Source organism: Kocuria subflava (assembly GCF_012163155.1).
GTDB classification, from domain to species: Bacteria; Actinomycetota; Actinomycetes; order Actinomycetales; family Micrococcaceae; genus Kocuria; species Kocuria subflava.
This window is the reverse complement of record NZ_JAAVUN010000004.1, coordinates 41,034-53,790: the sequence shown is the minus strand read 5'-3', so window position 1 is coordinate 53,790 and position 12,757 is coordinate 41,034. Positions and strand designations below refer to the sequence as shown.

12 protein-coding genes, 1 tRNA gene and 1 pseudogene are annotated in these 12,757 nt (G+C 65.0%); 8 read left to right on the top strand and 6 right to left on the bottom strand.

From position 1 onward, the window contains the following. Positions 1–75: 75 nt before the first annotated feature. A tRNA-Arg gene (locus GTW58_RS03505) sits at positions 76–148 on the bottom strand. 74 nt (positions 149–222) lie between these two features. On the opposite strand from GTW58_RS03505, the gene GTW58_RS14970 reads away from it, so the two are divergent. Then, positions 223–1,647 carry a DUF4031 domain-containing protein gene (locus tag GTW58_RS14970; protein ID WP_157980430.1) on the top strand — a complete coding sequence of 475 codons (1,425 nt, stop codon included), beginning with the start codon at positions 223–225 and terminating at the stop codon, positions 1,645–1,647. Between the two features lie 18 nt (positions 1,648–1,665). Here the strand turns inward: GTW58_RS14970 and GTW58_RS03490 are convergent, their stop codons facing one another. The 3 genes from GTW58_RS03490 to GTW58_RS03480 all read right to left on the bottom strand — a co-directional run bounded on the left by GTW58_RS03490 (position 1,666) and on the right by GTW58_RS03480 (position 3,911). After that, positions 1,666–1,926, bottom strand: a complete 261-nt coding sequence (locus GTW58_RS03490) for a hypothetical protein (protein ID WP_047692457.1) — start codon at positions 1,924–1,926, stop codon at positions 1,666–1,668. A 20-nt stretch (positions 1,927–1,946) separates the two neighbouring features. Then, entirely contained in the window at positions 1,947–2,915 is a 969-nt protein-coding gene (locus GTW58_RS14520) for a C40 family peptidase (protein WP_232817955.1), read from the bottom strand. Between the two features lie 237 nt (positions 2,916–3,152). Continuing rightward, entirely contained in the window at positions 3,153–3,911 is a 759-nt protein-coding gene (locus GTW58_RS03480) for a metal-dependent transcriptional regulator (protein ID WP_119932392.1), read from the bottom strand. Positions 3,912–4,225: 314 nt separating this feature from the next. Between GTW58_RS03480 and serC the strand changes: the two genes are divergently transcribed. Then, complete coding sequence (gene serC, locus GTW58_RS03475) at positions 4,226–5,335, top strand: phosphoserine transaminase (protein ID WP_232817960.1); 1,110 nt, start codon at positions 4,226–4,228, stop codon at positions 5,333–5,335. A 39-nt stretch (positions 5,336–5,374) separates the two neighbouring features. Beyond that, complete coding sequence (locus GTW58_RS03470; RefSeq protein ID WP_119932393.1) at positions 5,375–6,181, top strand: sulfite exporter TauE/SafE family protein; 807 nt, start codon at positions 5,375–5,377, stop codon at positions 6,179–6,181. Positions 6,182–6,193: 12 nt separating this feature from the next. Here the strand turns inward: GTW58_RS03470 and GTW58_RS14845 are convergent. Both GTW58_RS14845 and GTW58_RS03465 read right to left on the bottom strand, forming a co-directional pair. After that, positions 6,194–6,460, bottom strand: a pseudogene (locus tag GTW58_RS14845) (DUF3027 domain-containing protein); the annotation flags it as partial. A 284-nt stretch (positions 6,461–6,744) separates the two neighbouring features. Continuing rightward, positions 6,745–7,128, bottom strand: coding sequence for a cold-shock protein (locus GTW58_RS03465; protein WP_119932355.1), 384 nt, complete (start codon positions 7,126–7,128; stop codon positions 6,745–6,747). A 127-nt stretch (positions 7,129–7,255) separates the two neighbouring features. Here GTW58_RS03465 and GTW58_RS03460 point away from each other — a divergent pair, with 127 nt between their 5' ends. The 5 genes from GTW58_RS03460 (at position 7,256) to GTW58_RS03440 (ending at position 12,717) form a co-directional block, all read left to right on the top strand. Next, entirely contained in the window at positions 7,256–7,537 is a 282-nt protein-coding gene (locus GTW58_RS03460; RefSeq protein ID WP_157980431.1) for a hypothetical protein, read from the top strand. Positions 7,538–7,539: 2 nt separating this feature from the next. Continuing rightward, a complete protein-coding gene (locus GTW58_RS03455) occupies positions 7,540–9,582 on the top strand; it encodes a helicase-associated domain-containing protein (protein ID WP_157980432.1) in 2,043 nt (680 codons plus the stop codon). Further along, positions 9,575–11,278: a DNA repair helicase XPB gene (locus GTW58_RS03450; RefSeq protein ID WP_119932358.1), complete on the top strand. Its 1,704-nt coding sequence runs from the start codon at positions 9,575–9,577 to the stop codon at positions 11,276–11,278. The genes GTW58_RS03455 and GTW58_RS03450 overlap by 8 nt, the downstream gene beginning before the upstream one ends. Before the next feature lie 4 nt (positions 11,279–11,282). After that, positions 11,283–11,903, top strand: coding sequence for a thymidine kinase (locus GTW58_RS03445; RefSeq protein WP_119932359.1), 621 nt, complete (start codon positions 11,283–11,285; stop codon positions 11,901–11,903). 103 nt (positions 11,904–12,006) lie between these two features. Further along, the gene (locus tag GTW58_RS03440; RefSeq protein WP_119932394.1) at positions 12,007–12,717 is read left to right on the top strand and encodes a response regulator transcription factor; all 711 of its coding nucleotides are present in this window, start codon (positions 12,007–12,009) and stop codon (positions 12,715–12,717) included. The last annotated feature ends 40 nt before the right edge of the window (positions 12,718–12,757 follow it).

The following is a 12,757-nucleotide window of genomic DNA, read 5'->3' as shown; positions in this document are numbered from 1 at the left end:
GTCACGATTCTTACCGTTCCTCTCGGTACGGCTTACACAGACCATCTGACACGCCCCTGATATGGGTCGGAAGAGTGCCCCCGAATGGATTCGAACCATCGACACCGGCTTTAGGAGAGCCGTGCTCTATCCCCTGAGCTACGGGGGCAACGCGGACCATCATACGGCCCTCTTGACCTTGCCCAAGTCACCAGCGGCGCGCGGGCGGATAGATTGGCAACCATGCCCGTCTACATCGATCCCCCGCGCTGGCCTGCCCATGGCACCGAGTTCTCCCACCTGATCTCGGACACCTCCCTGGAGGAGCTGCACGCGGCAGCCGAACACATCGGCCTCTCCCCGCGCGCCTTTGACCGCGACCACTACGACGTCCCCCGCCAGCGGTACGACGACGCCGTGGCCGCCGGTGCCGTGGAAGTCGATGGCAAACAGCTGGTGCGGATCCTGGTGGCATCCGGGCTGCGGATTCCTGCGGCACGGCGCAACAACAAGGTGTTGACGGCGCTGCGTCGTCGTTGGGACGGCGCTGTGGGCGTCACGGAGCCGCTGCAACGGTTGCGGGAAACCCTGTTGGCCGGGTGGGGTGAGGAGCACCGGCACTACCACGACCGCACACACCTGCTGGCGGTCCTTGCGACACTGGACGAACTCACGGACGGGAGCCCGCCACTGGAGGTGGTGTTGGCGGCGTGGTTCCACGACGTCGTGTACGAGGGCCAAGCCGGTGCCGATGAGGAAGCCTCCGCGCAGTTCGCATTGGCCACGCTGCCCCAGGTGGGCATGGACCAGGACACCGCTGATGAGGTGGCGCGGCTGGTACGAATGACCACCCACCACAACCCGGACCCGCAAGACACCCACGGGGCGTTGCTCTCGGATGCCGATCTGGCCGTGCTGGGTGGCACACCGGAGCGCTATGCGGATTATGTGCAGCGGGTCCGTGCGGAGTATCCACAGGTTCCGGAGTATGAGTTCGTGCACGCGCGCCTGCTGATCCTGGATCGCCTGGATCCCGCCGCTCTCTACAAGACCGAGCGCGGCCGAGCCCTGTGGGGCGAGCAGGCACGTCTGAACCTTGCCGTGGAGATCGACGAGCTGCGCCTGGGCTCACTGGCCCGCATCCAGGTTCCGGAATGGTGCAAGGTGCTGCCGATCGTGGGAGTGTGTTTTGTCCGCGACGGACATCTGCTGACCGTGCGGAAACGGGACACGGAGATGTTCATGCTGGTGGGCGGCAAGATCGAGGACGGCGAGACAGCACTGGCCGCAGGCGTACGGGAGATCACCGAGGAAGTCGGACTGGTTGTTGCGCCCGAGCACCTTGAGCTCCTGGGCGAATTCGATGCACCGGCCGCCAATGAGTCCGCCACCTGGATCGACTCCACAGTATTCGTGGTCACCACACCGGTTCAGCTCATGAACGACGACGACGCCCCCACCACCCCGGATCCCTCCGCCCAGGCGGAGATCGAGGAACTGCGGCACCTGGACCTGTACCCGGATGCCGTGTCAGCGGCTGAAGACACGTTGGCTCCGTTGATCCGCCGCCAGGTGCTGCCCATGCTGCGGCGCAGGGATTCCCGGTTCTGGTCAGCCCATGTCCGTGCGGACTCGCCGTACCGGTTGGCGCAGGAGCCCCAGGGCTGACGTCTACAGGCTTTAGATCTACAGGCTGCGCTTGCGCTTGCGCCGGTAGATCACGGCACCGGCCAGCAGACCCACCAGAATGCCTATGCCGCCTGTGACCGAAACCCACATGGCCGCATGACCCAAGGGGATGGCCATGAGCAGACCGATGATCACACCGGGAATGGCACCTGCCACCATGCCGATGGCCAGGTAGGTGTATTCCTGATCCGCGCCAGTCCGCGCGGAGGCGCTGTAGTCGCGGGGTGGTTGAGAGTTCGGTCGGTTGTTGGAGGCCATGCCGCCAGCCTATCGAGCGCTCAGCGGTAGGTGAAAAAGCCGTCCAGCGGCATGGCATGGATGGAGTGCACCACGGTTCCCTCCTGCGGATTCAGCGCGGAGATCATCTGGTCTCCGCCCAAGTAGATCCCCACGTGCGAACCATTGTTCTGGGAGACCAGATCCCCCACCCGAGGCTGTGACGTGGGCGCACCTGCTGCAAACTGGTCCCAGGTGACCCGTGGAATGGTCAGGCCGTTCTGCGCGTAGACCCATTGGACGTACCCGGAGCAGTCCCAGGCCATGAAGTCCGTTCCGCCCCACACGTAGGCACCACCCAGTCCCTGGTATGCGGTGTCCACAATGGCCTGGTCCGATCCGGAGACCGTGCTGGCCTGGACCTGCGGCTCAGCAGATGCCGGGGCTGACACCTGTGCGCCCAATGGGTCGGCTGCCACGGCCGCCAAGTCCCCCATACCCACCGGGGCACCTGACGGTGCAGAGGTTGTCTCAACCGACTGAGGCGCCCAGAACGCCGTGGGAGTGGATTGGACCGCCACTGTGGGCACCGCTGACACCTCTGGTACCGCAGAAACATCGGCCGAACTGCTGGTGGTGCCATCTGCGTAGGCAAAGGTCACCACACCGTTGGCATCCGTGGACCAGGAGAACGTCCAGTCATTGGCATCGGCAGCGGCACGGTTGAATCCTGCATCATCAGGAATCGTGCCCGTGACCGTGGCCCAGTCCGGGAACTCCACGGGCGCTGCTTGGGCTGGTGCTGCACTCAGCGCCGCGGCGCCCACGGCACCAAAACCGACGACGCCGCCCACCGTCCACGCGTGCTTGATCAGCCGAGGAGACCGCGTGCGCCCAGGCGAATCGGTTGCGAGGACGGCGGTGGAGGCGTACTCCGTCTGCGTGACCGGGGCGGAAAAACACCAGCTGGTGTGGATGGTCGGTGTCTGGATGGATGGGGCTGGGTCATTGCGCAGTGTGCAGGGCGGCATGGTGGTGTCCTCAACGTGGTGGCGGTTGCCGCACAAGCCTTGTGTCAGGCAGTGCAGGTGAACACCTCACACGGTAGGACCGCGGTCCGAGCCTCAAGAGGCCGTGGCGCCACCCAAGGCCCTGATTGATATGGCTCCGCCGGTGTTTGGAGCTACATCAGGCGCAGCTCACACATCAATCATTGCGGCTGCCGAACCTGTGGAGGACTTGTGCGCGATCGAGCCAAGCCAGGGATTTCAGATTTCAGCCACACAGAGGGCTTGCGCCACCTTGTGGGAAATCCGCACCTCAGCACCACCGTCAGCACCGGATTCAGCACCCTCACCGGATGCAGTGGGCTGAATGAGCACCCATTCGTCGAAGTCGATCTGGGCGGTGAATGCGGCACCGGAGAGCACTCCGGCCTCAGCCAAGGCGGGCACGGAAACGCCGTCGGCCTGCACAACTTCTGGCACGCCCACCACGGCGAACGGACCCGAGGAACCCTTCTGCAGGAGGGTGAAGAGCCGCGGCAGATGAGCCAAAGCACCCGAGGGTGAGGCCAGCAGCGCGTTGATGGCCGCTTGCTCATCCCCGGCACTGAGACCATCCAGACCCGGAATGGGCATGCCGTAGGGAGAGGCCTCCGGTGCGTCCAGGAGCACCATCAGACGACGCTCCACGTCTTCGCTCATCACGTGCTCCCACCGGCACGCCTCGTCATGCACCTGGGAGAGCTCCAGCCCAATCACATCCGCCAACAGGCGCTCGGCCAACCGGTGCTTGCGCATGACCTTGACCGCGGTTTCCCGGCCGTCGTCGGTCAGAGCGATCCGACGGTCCGGCAAGACCTTCAACAGCCCGTCACGTTCCATGCGGGACACCGTCTGGGAGACCGTGGGACCGGAGTGCTCCAAACGCTCCACAATGCGGGCTCGCATGGGGGGCACGCCCTCTTCCTCGAGCTCCAGAACGGTGCGCAAGTACATCTCTGTTGTGTCGATCAGATCAGTCACAAAAACATCTCCTGCACGGATCGGGGTGGGATTGGGGGCCGGTTCACCCACCAGGACGCGGGCCAGGTTGTGGCCGCTGATGCTCACTGACCGAGTCCATGAGCGTTGCCTGGCAAGTGTATCTGGCCGCCACCCGGCGCGGATGAAGACCTGTGACGCCCACCCGTGACAACCTCCTGCTCTGATCGCGGCCCAAGATGGCAGGTGGGGCACAATGGCCAACGGGGCACGCCGCACAGTGCGCCCCACCAAACCCGTCGCGCCCACCAGTCCGGAGGCCTCCTTTGTCGCGTCCCATCTCCATCCCCGACCACATGCTCCCGGCTGACGGGCGCTTTGGCTCCGGACCGTCCAAGGTCCGCGAGGACCAGGTGGGGGCTTTGGCGCGGCAGGGCCGCAACCTGCTGGGCACCTCGCACCGGCAGGCCCCGATCAAGGACATGGTGGGCCGCATACGGACCGGTTTGGCTGAGTTCCTGCAAGCCCCTGACGGTTACGAAATCCTGTTGGGCCTGGGTGGTGCCACCACGTTCTGGGATGCCGCCGCGTTCGGGCTGGTCCAGGAAAAGGCCCAGCACGCCACCTTCGGTGAGTTCGGCGCCAAGTTCGCTTCAGCCACCAACAAGGCCCCGTTCCTGGCTCCCTCCACCATTCACAGTTCTGAGCCTGGCACCCGGGCAGAGGTGGTTGCTGAGGACGGCGTGGACGTTTACGCCTGGCCCCACAATGAGACCTCCACCGGCGTGATGGCTCCGGTCAAGCGGCCGGACGGTGTGGACCGGGCCCAGGTGGGTACCAACGGTGCACTGATCCTGGTGGATGCCACCTCCGCAGCCGGCGGCGCTGCTGTGGATCTGAGTGAAACCGACGTCTACTACTTCTCCCCCCAGAAGAACTTTGCCTCCGACGGTGGCCTGTGGCTGGGCGCCTTCTCCCCGGCAGCCATCGAGCGCATTGAGCAGATCGGTGCCTCCGATCGCTGGATCCCGGAATCGCTGGCCTTGACCGCTGCCGTGGAGAACTCCCGCAAGAACCAGACCCTCAACACCCCTGGCTTGGCCGGTCTGGTCATGTTGGAGGACCAGGTGCGTTGGCTCAACGAGCAAGGTGGCATGGCATGGGCCGCAGCCCGCACCAAGCAGTCCTCCGACCTTGTCTACGCATGGGCTGAGGCCAGCGAGTTCGCCACACCGTTTGTGGCCCGCCCGGAGGACCGCTCCACCGTGGTGGCCACCGTGGACTTCGACGACGCCGTGGACGCCGCCGCCATTGCCGCCACCTTGCGCGCCCACGGCGTGGTGGACGTTGAGCCTTACCGAAAGTTGGGCCGCAACCAACTGCGGATCGCCACCTTCACCGCCGTGGAGCCCGACGACGTCTCCGCCCTGCTGGCCTGCGTCGATCTGATTGTGGAACAGCTCTGATCCCACTGCGGATCTGATCAGAGGCGCAAGACCGTGGAATTGACGGCACTGTTCGGGGAGATTCCCCTGACCATCATCGCCTTGGTCCTGCTGGCTGCGCTGGCGGCCGGGTGGATCGACGCCGTGGTGGGTGGTGGCGGGTTGCTGCAGCTGCCCGCCCTGCTGCTGGTTCCAGGAATCACCCCGGTCCAGGCGCTGGCCACCAACAAACTGGGCTCCGTGTTCGGTACCACCACCAGCGCCATCACCTGGTTCAGACGGGTCAGACCCGATCTGAGAACAGCCCTGCCCATGGCAGTGATTGCCATGATCGGCAGCTACGGCGGGGCCAATTTGGCCGCTCTGCTGCCGGCCTCCATTTTCAAACCGATCATTGTGGTGGCACTGACCGTGGTGGCAGTGGTCACGGTGGCCCGGCCCAGCATGGGCGCAGTGTTGAGATTCGAGGGCCCCAGCCGCAAGCACTACATGACAGCAGCCATGATTGGACTGGGCATTGGCTTTTATGACGGTCTGATCGGCCCCGGCACGGGGACCTTCTTGATCATGGCCCTGATCACCGCAGCGGGTTACGACTTCCTGATGGCCAGTTCCACCGCCAAGATCGTGAACGTGGCCACCAACATTGGCGCCCTGGCATTCTTCATCCCGCAAGGTCACACCTTGTGGGCGTTGGGCCTGGCCATGGGGCTGGCCAACATTGTGGGTGGTTACACCGGATCACGCATGGCTGTTGCCCGGGGCAACAGATTCATCCGAATCGCTTTCCTGGTGGTGGTCACCGCTTTGATCATCAAGGTCGGTTACGACGTCTGGGTGGAGAACCTGGCTCCCCTGCTCGGCTGAGTCCTGCTGGTCAGGACTTTCTGCGTCCTCCGTCACGTCCTGGTCCTCGGCCGAATCATCAGATTCCGATTCCTTCTCCTCATCGCTGAGGCGCTCCGACCACGGCACCCATTCCGGTGCCAACAGGGCGTCATCCGAGGGCAGGATCCCGGTTTCACACACGGTGGGTTCAGCCTGCCGCGGAGCCCGTGCGATCGTGACGTACCACTCCCATGCGCGGTAACCGCGTTTGGTGGAGGTGAAGTAGTGGGTGACCAAACGGTCGTCGTCGGCAGCCACCCGGTGGCCGTCCCCGATCTCCTCAGCCGGCACCAGCTCCTTCAGGGCAGTCAGCGCAAACTCCTTGGCCTGGGCCAACTTCTGGTCCAGGGCAGGCTTGCGCCGCCGCGCCTCCGGCCGGGCCTGAGGCTCAGCGGCTTCGGCCGGCGCCTGCTTCAGCTGAGCTTGGTCCGGTGACACCAGACTGGGAGCTGGCTCGACCGGTGCCGATGCTTGCTGCTCAGGTTCTGGTACTTGCTGAACCGGCTCTGGTACTTGCTGTTCCGGGGACACGGTGGCCTGCCTCAGACGTCCAGGTTGTCCGCGACGGTGCGCAGGATGGTGGCGATCTTCTTGCCGTGCGCACGGTCCGGGTACTTGCCGCGCTGCAACCCGCCGGAGATGTCATCCAGGAGCTTGATCAGGTCCTCGTTGATCACCGCCATGCGCTCGGCCGGCATCCGGGTGTTCTTGGCCACGGACGGGGTCCGCTCAATCACGGTGGCGGACAGTGCGGAGGGGCCGCGGCGGCCGTCAGCAACACCGAATTCCATGCGAGTACCCGGGCTCACGGTCTCCAGACCGGCAGGCAGAGCACTGGCATGGAGGAAGACCTCTCCGCCGTCGTCGCTTGCCAGGAAGCCGAACCCTTTGTCGGCGTCGAACCACTTGACCTTGCCAGTAGGCACTGTGTTGACCTCTGTTCTTGCTGCGGTGGGATGTTGCAGAACAGCCTAGTTTAGTCCGGTGGTGACCTCTGGATGGGTCCTCCGTCAGATGAACAGGACGCTGACGGCGAACGGTATTCTGATGGTCATGTCTGCCACCAACTCCCCCACGCCTGCCCAGCAGTCCCCTGCTGCCCGGACGCCCCGTGAAACCCCGGGCAGCGGCATGAACCTGTGGGGTTGGTTGGCCGTGGTGCTGTTTGTGACCTCCGGTGTGGCCATGACGGCCATGCTGATTCTCAAGTGGATCAACGGTGGTGACGAGGTGTGGCCATGGTTCACCCGCTACGCCTTTTTCGCCTTCCCCGCCGCTTTCCTGTGCCTGGTGTTGGCTCTGGTCCAGACCTTGCTCCAGCGCCGTCGTCACTGACCATGCGGGAAACCGCATTCCGTGAGGACCTTGGGCGGCGTTGCGCTGACCAGCTGACACAGTTGCTGGAGCTGCGCCCGGACGTTGCCGCTGCCACCCCCGTTGACCTGGATCAGCTGGCCCGCCTGCTCAGCAGCCGCGCGTCCCTCCACTCAGCACTGCAGAGCCTCAACCGCCCGCAACTGGACGTCCTTGAACGCGCCGCTGTGCTGGGCAACCACACATTGGTTCCAGCCAGCGACGACGACCGCCTCCGGTCCACCGTCCATGACGTCCTGCACGCCATGGCCTTGATTCACCCCGTGCCCACCGACCCATCTGCCCCGTGGGTGCTCTCCCCCGCAGTTGCGGATGCCTTGGGACGCTACCCGGCTGGCCTGGGGCGCCCGTTGAGCGAACTCTCGGCCTTACGCGCAGACAGCACCGAGCAGATCACACCATCTGACCTGGACCTGGACCACCTCCCGGGACGCACTGCGGAGATCCTGGCGAATTTCCGCACCCATCCGGTGGGAACCGTGCGGGAGGCCCACCGGAGTCCTGTGCAGGACGATCCTCTGCAGCGTCCCATCGACTGGCTGCTGGCGCGGAAGCTGCTGGTGCCCATTGACCCGCACCATGTGGAGATGCCGCGTGAAGTGGGGCTGGCCCTGCGCGGTGGTGACCTTTGGGATTCGGACCCCGGCATGCCCGTGGCACCTGAGGGACGGGCCGTGAACCCACGCATCCGGGACAATGCCGCCCAGTCGGCTGTTCTGGAACTGGTACGGGACCTCAAACGGCTGCGTGCGGAGTTGAGCCTGCGCCCGCTGACCGTTCTGCAATCCGGCGGTGTGGGGGTGCGCGAGCGGCGTCGCCTGGCCGCAGCCTTGGATCTTCCCCAGGATCGAGTGGACCGTCTGTTGGGCCACGCCTACGCAGCCGGACTGGTGGAGGCGCAGGAGCGCACGGGCAACTGGACGTCCAGCTCGGCACCGTTCGAGTCACTGCACGTGGCCGATGCCCACGGGGTTGTGCTCGCTGCCTGGTGGAACTCACAAGTGTTGCCCAGTGCTGTGGGGACCCACGGCGCGGACGGTGCCGTGGTGGCTCCCTTGACCCGAGCCGTGGAAACACCGGAGGCCCCGGGGATTCGTCTGGCGGTTTCCCTGGCCGTGGTCCACGCGGATCAGGTGTCCCCGGAGGCAGCATGGGCCGTTGCCACCGCCACCTGGATGCGCCCACGACTGGCACCGGTGCTGACTCGGTACACATCCGGTCTGCTGACGGAATTGGCTGACCTGGGTCTGACCGGGGCAGGGGCTGCCGCCCCGGCCCTGGGTGAGCTCGTGCACAGCGGCCCCCATGCTGCCTCCGCTGTGATCGCGCAGCATGTGCCCGCGGCAGTGGAGACCGTGACGGTGCAGAACGACCACACCGCCGTGGCTGCAGGTCCGTTGTCCCCGTCCGCGGCAGCCGAGCTTGCTCTGGTGGCCGATCCTGAGGGACGCGGTGCGGCGGACACCTTCCGCTTCAGCGTCACCTCCCTGCAGCGCGCGTTGGAGCACGGGTACGACGCCGCCGCCCTCACCCAGCTTTTGGAACACCGATTGGGCGGGGCGATCCCGCAGTCTCTGGTGCACCTGGTGGATGAGGCACTGCGAACACACGGCGCACTACGGATCCAAGACGCCCAACAGGTGGTCACCGGACGCGCCGACCTGGTGGAAGCTTTGGCCCACGCCCCGGAGTTGGACCGCTACCAGATCCTGCGCCCCAGCCCGGAAGTCCTGATTCTCAAAACGCCGGAAAGTCCACGCCATGTTCCGCTGAAGCGTGACCCGTTGCGGACAGCACTTCTGAGCGCAGCTGAACGGGCCGGCGTCCAGCCAACGGTGGGCAGCACCACCGCCCGCACACCGGTCACAGGCATCACCGGCGACCTTGGGGAGCTGCTCATGCTGTTCACCCCGGCAGCACCAGCGGCCGAGGTGTTGGACCCCGACCATCTGCGTACGGTGGCCACTCGTTTGGCGCAGGCTGAACAGGAGGGCACCGATGGCTGATGGACCCATGGTGGTGCAGTCGGACCGCACCGTTCTGCTGGAAGTGGACCACCCGCAGGCGGAGGCCGCCCGCCGTGAGCTGGCCGTGTTTGCCGAACTGGAACGGGCACCGGAACACATCCACACCTACCGGCTCACGCCCTTGGGGCTGTGGAATGCCCGGGCCGCAGGGGTTGATGCCGAATCCGTGATCAACACCTTGTTGGAGTATTCGCGCTACCCCGTTCCGCACGCCCTGCTGGTGGACATTGACCAAACCATGACCCGCTGGGGGTTGTTGGTCCTGGAAAAGGATCCGATCCACGGACTGGTGCTGCGTTGTGATGACACCCCTGTCTATGAGGAGATCTCCCGCGCCAAGAAGGTCCAACCGCTGCTGGGACCCCGCATAGATCCCCGCACCACCGTGGTGCACGGACACGCCCGCGGTGAACTCAAACAACAGCTGCTCGAACTGGGGTGGCCGGCAGAGGACCGAGCCGGTTACGTGGACGGCACACCTCACCCGGTGGCCTTGTCAGACACGGATCACCGAACAGGGCAACCCTGGGCACTGCGCCCCTACCAGCAGGCTGCCGCAGACGCCTTCTGGGCCACCGGGGCCGGAACTGTGGTGCTGCCATGCGGAGCGGGCAAAACCATGGTGGGCGCCGCCGTCGTGGCTGCATCCTCCACCACGGCGCTGATCCTGTGCACATCCGCCGTGGCCGCCCGGCAGTGGCGTGATGAGCTGCTGGCCCGGACCTCCCTGACAGAAGACGAAGTCGGCGAATACACCTCCCGCTCCAAGAAGGTCCGTCCCGTCACCATCGCCACCTATCAGATGCTGGCCACCCGCCGGAGCGAGTTCTGGCCCCACCTGGAACTGCTGGACGGGCAGGACTGGGGGCTGATCATCTACGACGAGGTTCATCTGCTGCCGGCACCCGTGTTCCGGCGTACGGCTGACATCCAGGCTCGGCGCCGGTTGGGGTTGACGGCCACCTTGGTGCGGGAGGACGGCAAGGAAGGTGAGGTCTTCTCCCTGATCGGCCCCAAGCGGTATGAGGCCTCCTGGAAGGACATGGAGAACCAGGGGTGGATCGCCCCGGCTGAATGCGTGGAGGTCCGCGTGGACCTGCCCGAATCCGACCGTCTGGTCTACGCCACCGCTGAGGACACCGACCGCTACCGCCTGGCAGCCTCCTCCCCCTTGAAAACCGGGGTGGTCCGCCGGATCCTGCACCAACACCCTGGGGAGCAAGCACTGGTGATCGGGCAGTTCGTGGAACAGCTGGAGGAACTCGGAGAGGCATTGAATGCCCCCGTGCTGACCGGCAAGACTCCCGCCAAACGGCGCCAGGCCCTGTATGACCAATTCCGGGCCGGTGAATTACCGGTGTTGGTGGTCTCCAAGGTGGCCAATTTTTCCCTGGACCTGCCCTCAGCCACCGTGGCGGTCCAGGTCTCCGGTACTTTCGGTTCTCGGCAGGAGGAGGCCCAACGGCTGGGTCGATTGCTGAGGCCGGACCCGAACGGACGCCAGGCCACCTTCTACACCGTGGTGGCCCGGGACACCGTGGACACATCTTTCGCCGCCAAACGCCAACGCTTCCTGGCGGAACAGGGCTACGCCTATCGGATCCTTGACGCTGGGGCGCTGCCGGCCGTCGTCGTCGATCCCGAAACCCCCACCGCACCGTCAGAGGAGAACTGAACCAGTGGCCAAGCTGTACTTCCGCCACGGAGCCATGAACTCCGGGAAATCCACGGCACTGCTGCAGGCCGCCTTCAATTACGAAGAACGCGGGCAGCGCGTACTGCTGGCCAAAGCGCAGGTGGACACCAAAGGGGACGCCCAAGTGCTCTCCCGCCTGGGCATTTCCCGTGCGGTGGATCTGCTGATCGCCCCGGACGACGACGTTCGCGCACGCTTCCAGGCGTTGGCCACCGGAACGGAGCCCGAGGCACTGGTGGGCAACGTTGAACTACCGCCGGTGGCGTGTCTGCTGGTGGACGAGGCACAGTTCCTGACGCCTGAACAGGTGGAGGACCTGCTGCGGATTGCGGTGCTGGACGGTGTGCCCGTGCTGGCCTACGGGATCCGCACCGATTTCCGCACCCACTCCTTCCCGGGATCGGCCCGGCTGCTGGAACTGGCTCACTCCCTGGAGGAGTTGAAGACCATCTGCCGGTGCGGACGCAAGGCCATGTTCAATGCCCGTAAGGTGGATGGCCAGTTCGTGTTCGCCGGTGATCAGGTGGCGATTGATGGTGAAGTGAACTACGAATCCCTGTGTGGGGCCTGCTATTTGCGCTTCTCGGATGGGGTCCTGGGCTGAGCCTGACCCTGCTGGCCATCACCGCGCACCGCGCAGTCGACACACAGACGGCGCATGAGACCGTCACAGTTGGCTCACAGAAAACGTGGAGAGAATCAAACACGTGAATACCAAGACTCCTGAAGCAAAACTGCTGGTTGTTGATGATGAACCCAACATCCTCGAATTGCTGGCCACCTCCCTGCGCTTTGCCGGGTTTGACGTCGTGACGGCTGCCAACGGCCGTGACGCCATCACCAAGGCTGAGCAGGAGAACCCGGACCTGGCTGTTCTGGATGTCATGCTGCCTGACCTGGACGGCTTTGCGGTGACCCGCAAGCTGCGCGCGGAGGGCCGCACGTTCCCCATCGTGTTCCTGACCGCCAAGGACGACACTGACGACAAAGTCCAGGGCCTGACCGTGGGCGGGGATGACTATGTCACCAAGCCGTTCAGCCTGGATGAGGTGGTGGCACGTATCCGCGCCGTGCTGCGCCGCACCCAGCCCGCCGAGGACGACGACTCCCGCCTGCGCGTGGATGACCTGGTCCTGGACGACGACGCCCATGAGGTCTTCCGTGGTGAACGTGAAATCGACCTCTCCCCCACCGAGTTCAAGTTGCTGCGCTACCTGATGCTCAACCCCAACCGGGTGCTGTCCAAGGCACAGATCCTGGACCACGTGTGGGAGTACGACTTCAACGGGGATGCTTCCATTGTGGAGTCCTACATCTCCTACCTGCGCCGCAAGATCGACAACGATCCCGAGCTGCCGCCGCTGATCCACACCAAGCGCGGTGTGGGCTACCTGCTGCGCACGGCCAACAAGCACTGAGTTCCCGCGTGAGTGACCCGGCCTGTTTACATGCCGGCGT